The 17,365-nt window shown below is 45.2% G+C and carries 16 protein-coding genes; 13 read left to right on the top strand and 3 right to left on the bottom strand.

Translation table 11 applies throughout. The features are described from left to right. The first annotated feature begins 10 nt into the window (after positions 1-10). From NIE88_RS05865 to NIE88_RS05900, 8 genes are all read left to right on the top strand, one after another. A complete protein-coding gene (locus NIE88_RS05865; RefSeq protein WP_253060147.1) occupies positions 11-778 on the top strand; it encodes an SDR family NAD(P)-dependent oxidoreductase in 768 nt (255 codons plus the stop codon). Between the two features lie 68 nt (positions 779-846). Continuing rightward, positions 847-2,124: a histidinol dehydrogenase gene (gene hisD / locus NIE88_RS05870; RefSeq protein WP_253060149.1), complete on the top strand. Its 1,278-nt coding sequence runs from the start codon at positions 847-849 to the stop codon at positions 2,122-2,124. 37 nt (positions 2,125-2,161) lie between these two features. Beyond that, a complete protein-coding gene (locus NIE88_RS05875; RefSeq protein WP_253060151.1) occupies positions 2,162-3,127 on the top strand; it encodes a C-terminal binding protein in 966 nt (321 codons plus the stop codon). A 32-nt stretch (positions 3,128-3,159) separates the two neighbouring features. Continuing rightward, positions 3,160-4,179 (top strand): ABC transporter substrate-binding protein, encoded by a 1,020-nt coding sequence (locus NIE88_RS05880; RefSeq protein ID WP_253060153.1) that lies wholly within the window; start codon positions 3,160-3,162, stop codon positions 4,177-4,179. A 73-nt stretch (positions 4,180-4,252) separates the two neighbouring features. Continuing rightward, the gene (gene hutU / locus NIE88_RS05885; RefSeq protein ID WP_253060156.1) at positions 4,253-6,289 is read left to right on the top strand and encodes a urocanate hydratase; all 2,037 of its coding nucleotides are present in this window, start codon (positions 4,253-4,255) and stop codon (positions 6,287-6,289) included. Further along, positions 6,282-7,523 carry an imidazolonepropionase gene (hutI, locus tag NIE88_RS05890; protein WP_253060158.1) on the top strand — a complete coding sequence of 414 codons (1,242 nt, stop codon included), beginning with the start codon at positions 6,282-6,284 and terminating at the stop codon, positions 7,521-7,523. Before hutU ends, hutI begins: the two co-directional genes overlap by 8 nt. Before the next feature lie 30 nt (positions 7,524-7,553). Beyond that, positions 7,554-8,384: an ABC transporter permease gene (locus tag NIE88_RS05895; protein WP_253060162.1), complete on the top strand. Its 831-nt coding sequence runs from the start codon at positions 7,554-7,556 to the stop codon at positions 8,382-8,384. A 15-nt stretch (positions 8,385-8,399) separates the two neighbouring features. Then, on the top strand, positions 8,400-9,191 hold the full coding sequence (locus tag NIE88_RS05900) for an ABC transporter ATP-binding protein (protein ID WP_253060164.1): 792 nt from the start codon (positions 8,400-8,402) through the stop codon (positions 9,189-9,191). 278 nt (positions 9,192-9,469) lie between these two features. Here NIE88_RS05900 and NIE88_RS05905 read toward each other — a convergent pair whose 3' ends face one another. The 3 genes from NIE88_RS05905 to NIE88_RS05915 all read right to left on the bottom strand — a co-directional run bounded on the left by NIE88_RS05905 (position 9,470) and on the right by NIE88_RS05915 (position 11,604). Beyond that, positions 9,470-10,663 (bottom strand): Acg family FMN-binding oxidoreductase, encoded by a 1,194-nt coding sequence (locus NIE88_RS05905; protein WP_253060166.1) that lies wholly within the window; start codon positions 10,661-10,663, stop codon positions 9,470-9,472. Next, positions 10,660-11,313 (bottom strand): TetR/AcrR family transcriptional regulator, encoded by a 654-nt coding sequence (locus NIE88_RS05910; RefSeq protein ID WP_253060186.1) that lies wholly within the window; start codon positions 11,311-11,313, stop codon positions 10,660-10,662. Before NIE88_RS05910 ends, NIE88_RS05905 begins: the two co-directional genes overlap by 4 nt. Before the next feature lie 138 nt (positions 11,314-11,451). Then, entirely contained in the window at positions 11,452-11,604 is a 153-nt protein-coding gene (locus NIE88_RS05915) for an aspartyl-phosphate phosphatase Spo0E family protein (RefSeq protein WP_253060188.1), read from the bottom strand. 267 nt (positions 11,605-11,871) lie between these two features. On the opposite strand from NIE88_RS05915, the gene sigW reads away from it, so the two are divergent. The 5 genes from sigW (at position 11,872) to glmM (ending at position 16,709) form a co-directional block, all read left to right on the top strand. Next, on the top strand, positions 11,872-12,450 hold the full coding sequence (sigW, locus tag NIE88_RS05920) for an RNA polymerase sigma factor SigW (protein WP_253060190.1): 579 nt from the start codon (positions 11,872-11,874) through the stop codon (positions 12,448-12,450). Continuing rightward, positions 12,447-12,830, top strand: coding sequence for an anti-sigma factor family protein (locus tag NIE88_RS05925; RefSeq protein ID WP_253060192.1), 384 nt, complete (start codon positions 12,447-12,449; stop codon positions 12,828-12,830). Before sigW ends, NIE88_RS05925 begins: the two co-directional genes overlap by 4 nt. A gap of 297 nt (positions 12,831-13,127) precedes the next feature. Next, a complete protein-coding gene (gene cdaA / locus NIE88_RS05930; protein WP_253060194.1) occupies positions 13,128-13,946 on the top strand; it encodes a diadenylate cyclase CdaA in 819 nt (272 codons plus the stop codon). Then, entirely contained in the window at positions 13,939-15,237 is a 1,299-nt protein-coding gene (locus tag NIE88_RS05935) for a CdaR family protein (RefSeq protein WP_253060197.1), read from the top strand. The genes cdaA and NIE88_RS05935 overlap by 8 nt, the downstream gene beginning before the upstream one ends. Before the next feature lie 116 nt (positions 15,238-15,353). Then, positions 15,354-16,709, top strand: a complete 1,356-nt coding sequence (glmM, locus tag NIE88_RS05940) for a phosphoglucosamine mutase (RefSeq protein WP_253060199.1) — start codon at positions 15,354-15,356, stop codon at positions 16,707-16,709. Positions 16,710-17,365: the final 656 nt, after the last annotated feature.

Here is a 17,365-nt window from a genome sequence, read left to right on the forward strand (position 1 = left end):
AGATGAGCACATGTCTGAACCGACGATTTTTCAAATAAAAGGGAAAATTGCGCTGATTACCGGTGCCGGCAGAGGGCTGGGCAGAGGGTATGCGATCGCTTTGGGACGAGCAGGCTGCAAATGCATTTGCATTGGCCGGACGCTCGAAGACCTTGCTGAAACCAAACGGATGATTGAGCAGGAACAAGGAGAGGCAGAAACAATTGTTTTTGATATTACACAGTTTAACCAACTAAAGGAAGCTGTTGATCAAATTGAGGAGCGGTTCGGTCCAATTGATATCCTAGTGAACAATGCCGGAACCGAGATTGCTGAGCCGTTTCTGAAAGTTACTGAAGCTCATTACGATATGATCATGGACGTCAATATAAAAGCCGTTTTCTTTTTGACTCAGGCAGTTGCAGAAAAGATGAAGGCAAGAAAACGAGGAAAGATTATTAATATCGGTTCACTGGGAAGTGTCATCGGCCTGGCCGGATCATCTGTCTACTGTTCTTCTAAAGGTGCCATTACACAGTTGACCAAGACAGCTGCTTTGGAGCTGGCGTCAGAAGGCATTCAGGTGAACGCTATTTTTCCAGGTTATTTTCTAACGGAAATGACGAAGCCTTTCTTTGATGATCCTGTACACAAGACGTGGATTGAAGATAAAATTCCGCTTGGACGAGTCGGTACTTTCGATGATCTGGTTGGGGCATTGCTGTTTCTTGCTGCGCCTGCTTCTGATTATATGACCGGTCAGTCAATCAGTGTCGACGGAGGCTGGACGGCGGGATGAGCGGCGGCGACTGATTAGAGCAAACGATTTTTTTGACTATAAAAAGATACAAGGAGGGCTGGATCTTAATGGAATGGATCAAGAAAGCGGTTGAGAAAACCTATGAACGCGACCGGCAATTGACGGAATTGGTTTCCGGAATTATCAATAACGTTCGTTTGAACGGAGATCAAGAATTGATTAAACTGGCTGGGCAGTTCGACCATGTCACTCTTGAGTCGGTAAAAGTAAGTAAAAGTACTGTAAAAGAAGCCTATGAAAAGATTGACGGCAAGACCATCGATGCTTTGAAATTCGCAGCAGAAAATATAAGTTTTTATGCTGAGAGTCAATACCAATGTTTAAAAGCACTGGAGATCAGCAGCCCGATTCCCGGTGTCACACTTGGTCACCGGCTCATACCGGTTGATCGATGCGGTGCGTATATTCCAGGCGGGCGTTATCCGCTGCCGAGCTCGGCATTAATGTCCATCATTACTGCGAAAATTGCCGGTGTTAAAAGTGTAGCCGCCTGCTGTCCGCCGGCAACGAACTATGGTACCATTCATCCGGCTGTGCTCGTAGCGATGGATATTGCCGGAGCGGATGAAATTTATGCAGTTGGCGGTGCTCAAGCCATTGCCGCCTTAGCTTATGGAACAGAAACCGTACCAAAGGTCAATTTGATTGTCGGTCCCGGGAACCGTTTTGTAACCGAAGCGAAACGGCAAGTACTGGGCGATGTGGGCATAGACAGTCTTGCCGGTCCGAGTGAAGTGCTGATTCTGGCAGACGAAACATCAAATCCAAATTTTGTCGCCATTGATTTGCTCGCTCAGGCTGAGCATGACCCGAATACAAAGACCATTCTCATCTGCACAGATCGAAAAATGATTGAGGCAGTACAGCAATCACTTGAAAAATACTCAAAAGAACTGTCCACCAATAAGATTGCCGACCAGTCATGGAAGGATAATGGTCAGATTATTCTGGCGGATCACTTAGAAGAAGCAATTGAAATCGCTAATCGCATTGCTCCGGAACATCTGGAGGTGCAAACCAAGAATCCTAAAGCGGTAAGCACCCGACTGAATCATTTCGGTTCGCTCTTTATCGGTGAACATGCTCCGGTCGCATTTGGTGACTACGTCTCAGGTACGAATCATATTTTGCCGACGATGGGTACTGCAAAATATTCTAATGGCGTTTGGGTAGGTACTTTTATTAAGACCTCATTCTATCAAGAAATTACAGAAGAAGGCTGTCAGAACTTATCCGAAGCTTGTATGCAGCTGGCGCAAGTTGAAGGATTGCATGCTCATAGAGAATCTGTGTCCGTTCGTGTAAACGCGTTTAATGAAAAATAACAGAATTAAAAAACTATTGAATATGGGAGGTGATATCTTGAAACCGTTGATTTGGATTATTGATGAGGAATGGTCGGATTACATCATTGAACAGGAACGTTTGAAACAGGCCTTTCCGAACTGTGTCATAAAGCATTCGGGAAATGATTATCAAAAAGATCTTGAAGATTTCGGACGATTCGCCGACGCCATCCTTTGCCAGGTTTATGTCACCATTGGAGAAGAGACCATTGAGAAACTGGAAAACTGTCGGATTATTGCTATCTATGGAGGAGGATATGATCGAGTAGCTATTGAGACGGCAAAATTCAAAGGGATAACGGTTACCTATGTTCCTGGTTACTGCGTTGAGGATGTTTCTGATTATGTCATTTCTTCTATTTATTTCTTTAACAAGAACTTGCCTTATTATTTAAAAATTGCGAATGACGGAGCTTGGGGAGCGCAGGCTGCATCCGTGCTCACTCCGCGCATTGCTTCATCGACGCTGCTGATCATTGGCTTTGGCCGAATTGGTCAAAAGGTAGCGGAAAAGGCTAAAGCTGCCCATATGCGCGTACTCGTGCATGATCCGCGTTTGAATGATTCGGATGCACTTGATCATGGAGTGAGCAAAGTCACGCTGCAAGATGGATTGTCGGAAGCAGATTATGTGACATTGCATACGGCATACACACCTGAGACCGACGGACTGCTGTCTATGCCTGAATTTAAGCTGATGAAGCCGACGGCGCATATTATTAATACATCACGCGGACGTGTCATGAATGAACAGGATTTAATTGAAGCGGTAAAAAATAAACTTATCTCCGGTGCCATGCTGGATGTGATTGCAAATGAGCCGCCGACAGGAAACGAAGCAGTTTTCTCCTGCCCGAACATTTATGTCACACCGCATGTTTCCTATTTATCGGTTGAATCATTGCGCACGCTCAAAGAGCGAGCAGTTGCTAATGTGATCACTGTGCTAAATGGCAGACGTTCAAAAGACGCAGTTCTCTAAATTTAAATCATTTATTAATAGGAGGAAATTTCATGAAAAAAATCGTTGTGCTCATTCTCGTCGGTCTTATGTCCGCAGCTCTATTGCTCTCCGGCTGCTCCTCGTCGTCAAAAAGCGGGAGCAGTGAAAGCAAAAGCAGTAAGAATCAGTTTAAGGGAACCGTAAAACTAGGTATTTCATCTTGGATTGGTTTTGCGCCTATGTATCTTGCAGAGGAAAAGGGATTTTTCGAGAAAAACGGTGTGAAAGTAAAACTGCAGACGATTCAAAGTGCAAGCGACCGACGCACAGCAATGGCGGCGAACCGTATTCAGGGCTTCTTCACGACTGTTGATACTCATGTCATGACAGCGGCTGCTGACATTCCCGTTTATCAAGTATTGGCGCTTGACACATCGAGCGGCGGCGATGGCATTGTTGCCAAAAAGAACATCAAATCGTTTGCGGATCTGAAAGGGAAAAAAGTCGCTATTGATACGAGCGGCGGTGCCAGCTATTTCTGGTTTATGTACATGCTTGATCAAAACAAAATGACGATGGATGATGTACAGATTGTCAACATGAGTGCCGGAGATGCCGGAGCGGCTTTTGTCGGCGGCAAAGTAGATGCCGCGGTGACCTGGCAGCCTTGGCTGACCAAAGCTGAAAAGACATCCTTTGGCCATGTCCTCCTCTCCAGTGACAAGACTCCCGGATTAATTGTTGATTCCCTTGGCCTGCGTAAAGACTTTGTCGATGAGAATCCGAAGCTTGTACAGGGTATTGTTGATGCATGGTATGATGCGCTTGATTATGCAAAAGAGAATCCTGATGAAGCAAATAAAATTATGGCGAAAAGTATGGGTCAGACTGTAAACGATTTTAAAGCTACCGAACCGGATGTAACTTTCTATGATAAAGCGGGCAATATTAAATATTTTGGTACAAAGAGTGATCCGGGACTGATTTATGACGTGACGGACAAAGCAGCAACTTTTTGGAAGAAGGTCAAGCTGATCAGTAAACAGCCGAAGGCATCAGACCTGATTAATGGTGATTTTGTCGGTAAATAAGGCATCTGGTTGATTGCACCTTACCGTCTCAGTGAGGGCACTTTTTCTTGAATAAAAAAAGGAGGCTTTTGCAATGACTGTTCGACCTGATTCACAGTATTCTTTATCAATTTTAGAAGAAGGAAAGCCGCTGCCTGACTATCCTGAATTTGTTGAAGACATTCGACGCGCGCCTGACAGGGGGTATACGCTGAGTCCGCAACAGACTCGTGTCGCGTTAAAGAATGCCTTGCGCTACATTCCGGAGAAGTATCATGAACAATTGATCTCTGAATTTCTTAACGAATTAAAGACACGCGGCCGTATTTATGGTTATCGCTTCAGACCTGTAGGTCACATCTATGGAAAACCAATTGATACCTATAAAGGGAAGTGTACTGAGGGCAAAGCATTTCAGGTCATGATCGACAATAACCTTGATTTCGATGTCGCGCTTTATCCATACGAGCTGGTTACCTATGGCGAAACAGGAAGTGTTTGTCAAAATTGGATGCAGTATCGTTTGATAAAAAAGTATCTCGAAAATTTGGAGGAGGATCAGACTTTAGTGCTTGAATCAGGGCATCCGCTTGGCGTTTTTAAGACGAAGCCCGAAGCCCCGCGCGTCATTTTGACCAATGCGCTGATGGTTGGTGAATTTGATAATTTGAAAGATTGGGAGATTGCTGAACAGATGGGTGTGGCCAATTACGGTCAGATGACGGCAGGCGGGTGGATGTATATCGGTCCACAAGGAATTGTTCATGGCACATATAACACGTTGCTCAATGCCGGACGTGAAAAGTTAGGCATTCCAAATGAGGCAGACCTTTCCGGTTATCTGTTTATCAGTTCAGGCCTCGGCGGAATGAGCGGCGCCCAGCCGAAAGCGGTGGAAATTGCTCATGGAGTTGGAATTATTGCCGAGGTCGACCAGTCGCGAATCGACACACGTCTTCGTCAAGGGTGGGTCAATGTATCTTCGGATAATCTCGATAAGATTTTCGCGATTGCTCAGAAACATTTGGACGATAAAACAACTGTGTCTATTGCTTATCACGGAAACATTGTCGATCTGCTGGATTATGTGGTTGCGCATGACATAAAGGTAGACCTGTTATCTGATCAAACATCTTGTCATGCGGTTTATGAAGGGGGTTATTGTCCGCAGGGGCTTACCTTCGACGAACGAACGAAAATGCTCAGTGAGAATCGAGAACATTTTAATCAATTTGTTGATCAATCACTAAAGCATCATTATGCATGCATTAAAGCACTCGTTAACCAAGGCACTTACTTTTTTGATTATGGCAATTCCTTTTTAAAAGCCGTTTATGATGCGGGAGTGACTGAAATTTCGAAGAACGGGCGCGATGATAAAGACGGCTTTACACTTCCTTCTTACGTGGAAGACATTATGGGTCCTCAACTGTTTGATTATGGTTACGGTCCCTTTCGCTGGGTTTGTCTGAGCGGTAAGGACGGGGATTTGCAAAAAACGGATCAGGCAGCGATGGCTTGTATTGATCCGAACAGACGGTATCAGGATCGAGATAATTACAATTGGATTCGCGATGCGGAGAAAAATCAGCTTGTTGTCGGAACAAAAGCGCGAATCCTGTATCAGGATGCGGAAGGACGAATTGCGATTGCATTGAAATTCAATCAGATGGTCAGAAATCATGAGATCGGACCGGTGATGATCGGGCGTGATCATCACGATGTCAGCGGTACGGATTCCCCGTTTCGAGAAACGGCCAACATCAAAGACGGGAGCAACGTGATGGCGGACATGGCTGTTCAATGTTTTGCAGGGAATGCGGCCCGTGGCATGAGTCTGGTTGCGCTTCACAATGGCGGCGGTGTGGGCATCGGCAAATCAATCAACGGCGGTTTTGGTTTAGTGCTCGACGGCAGCACGCGCGTGGATGAGATTATTAAGCAGGCAATCCTTTGGGATGTCATGGGCGGCGTTGCACGGAGAAACTGGGCGCGAAACGAACACTCAATGGAAACAGCCGTTGCATTTAATCAGAAATACCAAGGTGAAAACTATTTGACAATTCCTCACTTGGTTAATGAAGAACTGCTCACAGAGTTGTGCGGATCTGAAGGCGGAAGCAATGAATAAACGAGTCATCCTCCATGCATCGGAGATTGCAACGCCAATGGGGATAAAAGCGCGAGCAGGAAAAGAAATGTCTGAGATCAAAATCATTCAAGACGGTGCTATCGTCATTGAAGATGGACTGATTATTGCCGTTGATACAAGTTCATCCATAGCGTCTGAATTTGACCTTGAACAATACACTGTAACTGATGCTTCAGGAAAGAGTATTGTTCCGGGATTCATCGATTCTCATACTCATTTCGTTTTTGGTGGGTTCAGACCTGATGAATTTTTAATGCGGTTGTCCGGCAAATCTTATATGGAAATTATGAAAGCCGGAGGAGGGATTGAAAATACGGTTCGGGCAACACGTGCAGATTCTTTTGATTCACTCTATAGCAGTGGGCGTCAGCGGCTGGACGGCATGGTTCGTTTAGGCATCACAACCGTTGAGGGAAAAAGCGGATACGGCTTGGATATGGAAACCGAGCTGCGTATGCTTCGCGTGATGAAAAAATTAAATACCGATCATTTGGTTGATGTTGTGCCGACATATCTGGGGGCGCATGCGATACCTCGTGAATTTAAAGCGAATCATCAGGCATACATTCAATTTATGATTGATAAAGTCATTCCCGAAGTGGCTAAGGGGCATTTGGCCGACTTCTGTGATGTCTTCTGTGAAGAAGGGGTTTTTTCCATTGCTGAATCGCGCCGGTTGCTGAATGCGGCAAAAGACCATGGTTTTTTGCTAAAGATTCATGCGGATGAAATTGAATCAATGGGTGGAGCTGAGTTGGCCGCTGAAGTTGGCACCGTTTCCGCCGATCATTTATTAGAAGCCTCTGAGCAAGGGATTCGAATGCTTGCTGAACAGAGAATTGTTACAACATTGCTTCCGGCAACCGCGTTCTGTTTGAATAAACCGTATGCTGATGCACGCAAGATGATTGATGCAGGTTGTGCGATTGCTTTGGGCAGCGACTTTAACCCCGGAAGTTGTTTTACCTATTCCGCACCGCTCATTTTTGCACTTGCAGGGATTCATATGCGGATGACCAGTGAGGAAGTGCTGACCGCGTTTACACTCAATGGGGCGGCGGCACTGAATCGTTCCGGTATCATAGGCAGCATTGAACCCGGAAAAAGGGCTGACCTAGTTCTGCTCAATTACCCAAGCTATAAATTTCTTATATACAATACGGCAACAAACTGTGTCAATAGAGTAATTAAGAACGGACAAGATGCGTTCTGAATGGAACGATTTCTGGAAGGAGGTCATTAGATGGAACGTGATATCCAAATCAGTAAAAATGTGAAAAAATCAAGCACATCGCTGAAACGATTATTTACACCGATGGTAAACATCAAGCACAGTTTGTATTTGACTTTAGGAGTAGTTGGTTTCGTAGTTGTACTTGCGGCTTGGAGCGCACTGACATATGGCGGGATGGTTGACCCTATATTTCTTCCTACGCCGACCGATACTTTTAGAGCTGCTGTTGATCTGTTCACGCAATTAAATTTTACTCATGATATATGGGTGACGATTATTCGGGTCATTATTGGTTTCCTATTGGCGGCAGTGGTAGCAGTTCCGTTAGGAATCATGCTGGGCACCTATAAACCAATTGAAGGTTTCTTGGAGCCGCTCATGTCTTTCATTCGTTATTTGCCGGCGTCTGCTTTTATTCCCCTCTTTATTCTGTGGATTGGGGTCAGCGAGTCGCAAAAAATAGCTGTCATTTTTATGGGCAGTTTTCCACAGTTAATCCTAATGGTTGCGGCTGCTACAAAAAGTGTACAAACAGATCTTATTGATGTGTCCTATACGCTTGGTACATCGCGGGCAGCGGTTTTATGGCGAGTAATTTTACCAGCAAGCATGCCTCGGATTATGGACTCTTTGCGTATGGTACTTGGCTGGGCCTGGACCTATATTATTGTTGCTGAACTCGTCGGTGCATCGTCCGGGATCGGATACATGATTATTCAATCACAGCGAATGCTGAAAACATCTAATATTTTTGTCGGTATTCTGATTATCGGTTTGATTGGCCTTATCTTTGATTATTTATTTAAATTCCTGTCAAAACGATTATTCCCATGGAGCTAAGGAGGATGAATCTACATGAGTAAGATCGTTCAAAAACTCGAGATCTCAAATCTGTCGAAGACATTCATGCAGAAGGAACGCAAGATTCAGGCGCTGAACAACATTAATCTTGACGTGAAGGACAAAGAATTTGTTGCGATTCTTGGCGCATCAGGATGCGGGAAATCGACCTTGCTGAGAATTATCGGCGGACTCGAAACACCTTCTGAGGGAACCGTATTGATTAATGGAGGCGCGATTACAGAGCCGGGTGCGGATCGCGGAATGGTTTTTCAGTCCTATACGCTTTTTCCCTGGCTGACGGTTCAGAAAAATATCGAATTCGGCCTGCGTGAAAAAGGAGTGACCGCAGCAAAACGTGAAAAAATTGCCAAGGAATATATTGAAATTGTCGGATTAAAAGGATTTGAGCATGCATATCCCAAAGCTCTGTCCGGCGGAATGAAACAGCGCGTAGCGATTGCGCGTGCTCTGGCAAACGACCCCGAATTGATTTTACTCGATGAACCATTCGGTGCGCTGGATATGCAGACACGCAGTCTGATGCAAGAACTGCTGCTAGATGTTTGGCAAAAATCACAAAAGACCGTTATATTGGTGACTCATGACATTGATGAAGCTATTTTTATGGCTGATCGTGTGGTCATCATGGAATCGCGGCCGGGTAAAATTAAAGAGATTATTCCAATTGATTTCCCGCGTCCAAGAGATTACCACGTGAAAACATCGGAAAAATTCCTTAATTATAAAGCACGGGCGGTTGAATTAATCCGAAGTGAGACCTTAAAAGGCATGAATGCTGTGTAATAAAGGCATGGTTGTCTATAGAATACTGATGGTGAGGTTACATGGAGAGATTCCGTTTTTGAACTGAAACGAATTTAGCATGGTTATGAGCAGGAGGCCAAGGGTTCAGTCACCTTGGCCTCCATAAATAGATAATATGAAGTCGAAGAACTTCCTTGGCTTTTTTGTATTGAGGGTGCCAACTGTGACTTTTTCACTGTTTCTTCTCTTGCTGCGTTTTTAATAAGTTTTACTATAAATTCGGCTGTGATTCACAAATCTTTCTAACTCTTTCATTGTTAGTTATGAACCAGCTCCATAACATCCCGCCGCATGCTCTGTGGGACTGTTTTCGTTGGTGTGCCGATCCGGACGAGCATTTGAATGGTTTGTCCTTTTGGCGCGTAGCTTCGATGAATGCCTGTATACTGCTTGTTCATCTCAGGATATTCTTCCAGCGCTTGGCTGACGGGCTGCACGGCGAGACCGAGACTTGCGGCGGTCAGTGTCAATCTGCTGTAAATCATGCCGCTTTTAACCTGACTGGCACGGCTGTTGTCATCGGATGAAATCATAGCATATGCGGGTGTGTGATCGATTGCCGCCTGCGTTGATTGAATCATGAGATCAGATGAAGCTTTGGTATTGTTAAGGGAAGGAAAAAGCGTGATCAGACCTTGCATGAAGTAGAGTCTGAATCCCGATGTGCCTTGACCTTCAAAGGAGAATCCGTAACGTTTTTTGTTTTTTTGCGACTCATTTGCGCGGAAAATGGCTTCTGCTTCGTCCATGACACGCCGCGTGCCGGCCTCAATCTTTACGCTGTTCAAGGCGAATTTTCCAAGTTTTTTCACATCGGCCTTGTCTTGGTAAATTTTTGTTTCAAATTTATTTTCGCTGAGAGTTTCCAATGCGTCGATCTGCGCAGCGGTTAGTTTTGCCGATTTGTAGGTTTCTCGGTTTGTGTCGGGAATATAGATCGCGTTAAAAAGCGGGCTCTGTTGCGGTTTCGCTCGTTTCAAGGTTATTTTTGCAACAGGCTTGGCAGACATGCTTTGTGCAAGCTGCTGTTCGTTGTACGTGCCGCCTGGAAACAGGGAGATTGTTGCAGGATAACCGATTGATCGGCCTGCGACCGCAACGTAGTCCAAAAAGGTGCCTTGGGTTACCATCAACTGTCGCGCCTCAGGATCAGCCTGCGGAGACATTCGGTTCGCGTCGGCAAAAAGGTAGAATGTGTTGGGATCATTTTTGTCAAGTTTAATGATCCATGGCTGCATATTATGTCCGTTGGCAGCGAGAAGTCCATAGGCCGCCAGCCGAATACGCGGGTCTTTGAAACGGTTCGCATAACTTTTGTCCCATGGCTGCAGATACGTTTGGCTCTGAAACAAGCCGCCGGTCAGAAGGATGGCGGCGAGTGCCAGAAAAATGAGAGTGATGAAGCTCGCAATACTAATGATAATCACTTTTTTCACGCCTTTTCTTTTCACTTAAGGGCACCTCCATGGTTCTTGCAAATGGAATGGATGATCAGGTCAAAAGCATTGTCAATGAGTGTTTTGGGCGACAGATAATGATAGTTTGCCAAGTAATTCGTTTTTAATTTTGCGGTATTCAGAACCCCGTTCATACAAGACCATAAGATGAGGGCCGTGTGTTTCGAGTCCAAATCGCTTCGGAACACACCTTCTTCCTGTCCTTCCTGAATTAAGATCGCCAATCTGTGAAAAACGACCTCACCAAGCGCATAGCATTCTTCTTTTGAGGAATCAGGCACACCTTTTTGAAAATCATCCGCATTGTTTTCATATGAAAAGATGGCTGCAAAATACTCCGGAAAATCCACGCTGAATTGGTAAAAGGTTCCTGTCATTTGTTTGAGACGCTCAATGATATTTGATAAATGACTTTCTTGATCCAGCATCGAAATCAGTTGTTTATAACCGCGAATCATGATTTCAAAATGAATCTGTTCCTTACTATTAAAATACATGTAAAGTGTGCGCTTGCTGAAATGCGCTTCGTGGCACAGATCGTCCATTGTCGTACGTTCATAACCCTTGGAAAAAAACAGATGTTCGGCGGCGTCGATTATGGCTGCCCTTTTTTTCTCTTTCTGCAATATTCTTTTTGATGGCAAGAGATCGCTCCTAATAAAAGTAAACTAATGGTTTACTTTTATTGTTAAATAAAAACTTGCCCCTGTCAAGAGGAACAAGCCGCTTGTTTGTTTTTGAAGGCATGAATTATGTTATAATTTTAATGTCTTTAGGGAATATCATTGGGCGAGGCGGTCATACTGATTCAATAATTGATCAAGATGATGGCTCATATGCTGGATCTCCGGTGAGGTAAGCGGTTGATAACGAGCGACTTGTGACATCACGCTGCGCAATGCTTCGATTTTTCCGATGAGCTCTTGCTTATCCATATGTCCCACCTCCAGGCTTAGTATTTGCTTAACTATAGGTTACCCCAACAGAAGTTTTTCAAACGAGCGCCTTTTTGGCGGACTGATGGCCGAATTCTTCGTTTTTCAGACGAATAACAGCTCATGAATAAAGCGATAAATAGAGAGTGTCCAACGAATAACTGTATAGGTTCAAGAACAGACTGTTTGTGAAAAAGCCTCATGACATCAATGAAACTTGATACGAATCAAACACGTAGTAAATAATGCTTCAAATGAGAGGTTAAAATGGATCAAAGTGAGAAGCGGCTGATTAAAAAAATCAGAAAAGGGGATCAGCAGGCGTTTGCCGAACTTGTGGAACGGTACAAAAACAGCGTGTTCGCCATTTGTCTGCGCATGGTCGGCAATGCTCAGGAAGCCGAGGACCTATCCCAAGAGGCGTTTATACGTGCCTATAACCGTATTGACCAATATGACCATGATCGAAAATTTTCAACATGGTTGTTCCGAATTGCGACAAATTTGTCGATAGACTTTCTGCGGCGCAGGAAAAATAATGTTTCGCTTGATGCGGTGGTTCCGGGTACGGAAGGTCTTTCGCTGAATACAATGCTGCCTGATGAAGGCGAACAGCCGGAAGATCAGATGGTACGCAAAGAGACTGAAGAAATGGTGCAGGAACAAATTAAGAGACTGCCCGATAAATATCGATCGGCAATTGTCTTAAAATATATTGAGGATTTAAGTTTAAAAGAAATTAGTGAAATAATGGAAATACCGGTGGGTACGGTAAAGACGCGCATTCATCGTGGCCGAGAAATGTTGAGGAAAAATATGATTACCGAAGGGGGAGGGCGAGCATGAACTGTGTCAGTAAGAAATATGTGTCTTTGATGAATAAGGTTCTGGATCAGGAAGCAACCGAACAGGAGAAACAGGTACTGTTTGAACATCTTGCGACCTGCGCTGAGTGCCGCGTTCATTTCAACGAATTGAAGGAGTCGACGGAATTGCTGCGCAGGCTCACCCACCCGCAATTGCCGGCTGCTTTTACAGAAAGTGTTTTAAATCAGCTGCCGCCGGATAAGCGGAATGCGATTCACAAATGGGGGAGCCGCCATCCTGTTCTGACCACTGTTGCAATCTGTGCGCTGCCGATGTCGCTGGTCGTGATCGGTTCAAGACGTCAGACGAGAAACAGAAACGGTTATGCACTTGTGAAGGTGTCGGGCGATCAGACATGAGACTGTCTGTTCATTTTTTCAGATTGCAAGTCATAGGATAAAAAAGACAAGCTAATGCGTAGAGATGTTTTTGGCGTTTAAATGATGATGTTGTTTATGAATTCATCAATTTAGTGAATGCTGGAATGAGGACAGGTCCGCACGGACTCATAAACGAATGGACCAATGAACAGAGTCAAACAGCATTCTCTTTTGGCAAAATTTTTTTATAAACCAAGTTTACTTAAGAGAGATACAGCAACACTAAGATTGTCGGCGCAGGTAGAGAATTACGGCTGATTTGGAGGATGAAAAGTCATGTCTTTGTGGACTCATTTCAATATTCTAAACTACTTGACAGATATCATTGACATTTTGATTGTCACTTACGTGATTTACAAAGTGATCATGATTATTCGAGGCACAAAGGCAGTTCAGCTGGCGAAGGGTATTCTTGTTATTATCGCAGTGTGGTTTCTGAGCAGCCTTTTACAGTTGCGAACGCTGGAGTGGATTTTGAACAATGCCATTACTTATGGATTGTTCGCAATCATCGTCATTTTTCAGCCGGAATTGCGCCGTGTGCTGGAACAGCTTGGTCGCGGCCGTCTGTTCTCCAGAGGTGTTGTGCTTGAGGAAGAACATAAACAAATGGCGGAAGCAATTGTCAAAGCTTCCTCGTATATGGCGAAGCGCAGAATCGGCGCGCTGATGTCCATTGAACGTAAAACAGGACTTAATGACTATATTGAAACAGGCATTCAGCTTAATGGAAATCTGACATCTCAGCTGCTGATCAATATTTTTATTCCGAACACGCCGCTGCATGACGGCGCAGTCATTATTCGCGGCAACGAAGTCGTTGCGGCAGCGTGTTATCTGCCGCTCTCAGAAAGCCCGTTTATTTCGAAGGAACTTGGGACAAGGCATCGAGCGGCCATGGGTGTCAGCGAAGTAACGGATTCTTTAACCGTTGTCGTTTCTGAAGAAACCGGCGGAATTACGGTAACAAAGAACGGTGAAATGTTTCGTGAGATTAGTGAGGATCGCTTGAGAGAAATGCTCCAGCATGAACTGGATGAATCGGAGAATCAGCCGACCATTCGCTGGAATTGGAGAGGTAAGCACAATGGATAAACTTTTGAATAACAATTGGTTTGTCAAAATTGTATCCTTTGTCATGGCGCTTATGCTGTATGCCATTGTATCGTCGGGCGACGGTACATCGTCGGGCAGCCCTTCCAACGTGGCCGTGAACCCGTCACAGCAGTCGGCAGTAGTGACACAAAAGCTGACGATACAATACAATCAGAACAAGTATGTGGTCAGTGGAGCGCCTCAGACGATCAGTATCCGTCTGACCGGATCCAATGAGTCAATTCTAAAGGCAAAACTGCCGAGCACGAAGAGTGCCTATCTGGATCTGAGAGATATGAAGCCGGGGACCTACGACGCTCGTGTACAGACACGCGGCTTTCCCTCAGGGCTGACTGTCCGCCCGACTCCGAAGACCGTACGCGTAACGATTCAGAAAAAAACGAGTAAAGAGCTCCCAGTTGCCATTGACATTATCAACAAAAATTCTGTTGCGGACGGTTATTCGGTCGGCGATCCGGTTATCGACACGCAGAATGTTACGGTTACCGGCGGCGAAGACTCTGTTGACTCCATTGCTTTTATTAAAGGTGTCATTAATGTCAAAGATGCGAATACAACGGTGGATAAAATGGTCACGCTGCACGCGTTTAACAGCAACGGCGACCAAGTAAACGTAACGGTTCATCCTTCATCGGTTCATGTCCGCGTGCCGATTGGTAAAGTGTCGAAACAATTGAGTATTAAGGCAGTATCAACAGGAACGCCGGCTAAGGGCTACAGTGTCTCATCGATTGAGACTTCCGCCAAAGATGTGACTGTAACCGCGCAGGATGCGGCAGCACTTAGTCAGATTACAGCACTCGACCCTTTGTCCGTGTCCGTGGATGGCTTAAAAAAGGACAAGACATTCTCGGTAACGATTCCTGTCCCATCGGGTGCAAGTAAGGTAACTCCTGAGAAAATTGATGTTACGGTTCATATTGTTAAAGAAGCAACGGCTGAAAGCGACGAAAACAGCAGTTCAGATTTCAGTTCAAGCTCAAGCTCAAGTAGTACGGACGAACAAACGAAAAAACTAACGAATATTCCAATAAAGGTAACCGGACTTAAGGATGGCTTGAAAGCGACTTTCAGCCAAGAAGATCATGTAAACGTCTCGATAACAGGCCCTTCTCAGGAGATTGATCAATTGTCCGAAAGTGATATTCAGGCACAGGTTGATTTGAGCGGAATGGATGCTGGTGAACATCAGGTGACGGTTGCGGTTAACACCTCAGACGGATTAACCGCGAAGGCAGACCCGAAAACGGTGAGCGTCAGCATCAGTTAACGATTTTCAGACTGTTACTTTTTGAGGGGTTAGAACATCCCTTTGACAGAATGCAGTACGGAGTTTACAATAAAGCGGCGGAATTTGGACGAGGAAAGATAGGAGCGATCGAAATTATGGCAAAGTACTTTGGAACGGATGGAGTCAGAGGTATTGCAAATCTTGGCTTGACACCCGAATTGGCTTTTAAATTGGGGCGGGCCGGCGGTTACGCATTAACGAAGACGACTGAACATCCGAAGGTTCTGGTCGGCCGGGACACGCGAATTTCTGGATATATGCTGGAAGGCGCACTGATCTCCGGACTACTGTCTATCGGTGTCGAAGTGATGCGTCTTGGCATTATCTCAACGCCTGGCGTTGCCTATTTGACAAAAGCGATGGACGCAAGTGCCGGTGTGATGATCTCTGCGTCGCATAATCCCGTTGCTGATAATGGCATTAAGTTTTTCGGCAGTGACGGATTTAAGCTGAGCGACGAGGTCGAGGAAACCATTGAAGCACTGCTGTCTAAAGAAAAGGATGATTTGCCAAGGCCAATCGGCGGCGACTTAGGCACGTCCAGCGACTATTTTGAAGGCAGCCAAAAGTATCTTCAATTTTTGAAACAGACGATACAGGAGGATGATTTTTCCTCGTTCAAGATCGCGCTTGATTGCGCCAATGGATCGACGAGCTCGCTCGCCCCGCATTTGTTCGCTGATCTGGAAGCAGACATTGTTACAATCGGGACATCGCCAAACGGTAAAAATATTAATGAAGGCGTCGGATCCACACATCCGGATGCTTTATCTGCGCTTGTTGTGGAAAAGGCTGCCGATTGTGGACTCGCTTTTGACGGTGACGGTGACCGTCTGATTGCTGTCGATGAACTTGGAAATGTTGTTGACGGTGATAAAATCATGTACATTTGTGCTACTTATTTGAAATCAAAAGGAATGCTGAATAAAGATACACTGGTTACAACTATCATGAGTAATCTTGGCTTGTACAAGGCACTTCAAGCCGAACAAATTGAAACAAAGAAGACGCAGGTCGGCGACCGTTATGTTATGGAAGAAATGCGCGCCGGCGGTTATGTACTTGGCGGCGAACAATCGGGACACATCATCTTCCTCGACCACTCCACAACAGGAGACGGAATGCTGACAGCGCTTCAACTGGTCAGCATCCTGAAAGCCAGCGGCAAAAAACTGTCCGAGCTTGCGGCCGGTGTCAAAACATATCCGCAGAAATTGGTTAACATTCATGTTGCCGATAAGTTCCATGTAACGGAAAATTCGCAGGTCGCTCAAACCATCAAGGATGTTGAGACCGATATGGCGGGCGACGGACGAGTTCTGGTTCGCCCTTCAGGCACTGAATCACTCATTCGGGTGATGGCTGAAGCACCGACCGAGGAAGCATGCGATGCTTATGTCGATCGAATTGCACAAAAGGTTGTTGAAGCGGTTGGCGGCGAGATTCAATAAAGGGTGTTCGAAATGTTCTAGGAAAGTAATCAGTTTCTTTCTAGAAAAAAGGAACTTTCGAGAGGAAAGGATCTTTCGCTAAGTGCGTATATGTCCTGTATACAACGCGAAAGTTACCGCGTCATGCGGAAGCATGCCCCTGTGAGTAACGTTGAAGTCACCACATCCTGTGTGGAAGTTCTGATCGCTGTCTCTACAAATTTATAGATGTCTGTGAATCATTAAGTGCTCCGGTAACTAGATAATCATGGAAAATTAATTCCATGGTTGCCGGACATGGCATTGCTGAATAGATATATTGAGTAAGTAAAAGAATCCCACTTCAAAGAAGATTGACGCACAGATCAGATTAAAGTAGTATGTGAGTAACTCGAGAAGGAAAGCGAGGGTCGGATAACTGAATACTAAGCGCCCGGACTGTTCCTTAGAACGGAGAAAGTCGGAACAGTTGACGAGGAAGAGGTTTATCGAAGGATTCGGCGGATGCCTCTCGGAATGCTTGTAACCGTTAGCACGCACACAAACCAGGAAGGCAACTTTCTGTACAGAACCCGTGCTGCAAGCACATAGGCAATAAAAATAAAAAAACAAGTGGGGCAAGACTGCCCTATCTGATGAATCAAACATCTTTGACGCACCTTGCTCCACAAGGAGGA

Source organism: Sporolactobacillus shoreicorticis (genome assembly GCF_024125445.1).
In the GTDB taxonomy this organism is placed as follows: domain Bacteria; phylum Bacillota; class Bacilli; order Bacillales; family Sporolactobacillaceae; genus Sporolactobacillus; species Sporolactobacillus shoreicorticis.

Excerpts from the sequence above, each read along its gene's own strand:
- NIE88_RS05865 (WP_253060147.1), top strand. The coding sequence starts at position 11 with ATGTCTGAACCGACGATTTTTCAAATAAAAGGGAAAATTGCGCTGATT.
- hisD (WP_253060149.1), top strand. The coding sequence starts at position 847 with ATGGAATGGATCAAGAAAGCGGTTGAGAAAACCTATGAACGCGACCGG.
- NIE88_RS05880 (WP_253060153.1), top strand. The coding sequence starts at position 3,160 with ATGAAAAAAATCGTTGTGCTCATTCTCGTCGGTCTTATGTCCGCAGCT.
- hutU (WP_253060156.1), top strand. The coding sequence starts at position 4,253 with ATGACTGTTCGACCTGATTCACAGTATTCTTTATCAATTTTAGAAGAA.
- hutI (WP_253060158.1), top strand. The coding sequence starts at position 6,282 with ATGAATAAACGAGTCATCCTCCATGCATCGGAGATTGCAACGCCAATG.
- NIE88_RS05895 (WP_253060162.1), top strand. The coding sequence starts at position 7,554 with ATGGAACGTGATATCCAAATCAGTAAAAATGTGAAAAAATCAAGCACA.
- NIE88_RS05900 (WP_253060164.1), top strand. The coding sequence starts at position 8,400 with ATGAGTAAGATCGTTCAAAAACTCGAGATCTCAAATCTGTCGAAGACA.
- NIE88_RS05915 (WP_253060188.1), bottom strand. The coding sequence starts at position 11,604 with ATGGATAAGCAAGAGCTCATCGGAAAAATCGAAGCATTGCGCAGCGTG.
- sigW (WP_253060190.1), top strand. The coding sequence starts at position 11,872 with ATGGATCAAAGTGAGAAGCGGCTGATTAAAAAAATCAGAAAAGGGGAT.
- NIE88_RS05925 (WP_253060192.1), top strand. The coding sequence starts at position 12,447 with ATGAACTGTGTCAGTAAGAAATATGTGTCTTTGATGAATAAGGTTCTG.
- cdaA (WP_253060194.1), top strand. The coding sequence starts at position 13,128 with ATGTCTTTGTGGACTCATTTCAATATTCTAAACTACTTGACAGATATC.
- NIE88_RS05935 (WP_253060197.1), top strand. The coding sequence starts at position 13,939 with ATGGATAAACTTTTGAATAACAATTGGTTTGTCAAAATTGTATCCTTT.
- glmM (WP_253060199.1), top strand. The coding sequence starts at position 15,354 with ATGGCAAAGTACTTTGGAACGGATGGAGTCAGAGGTATTGCAAATCTT.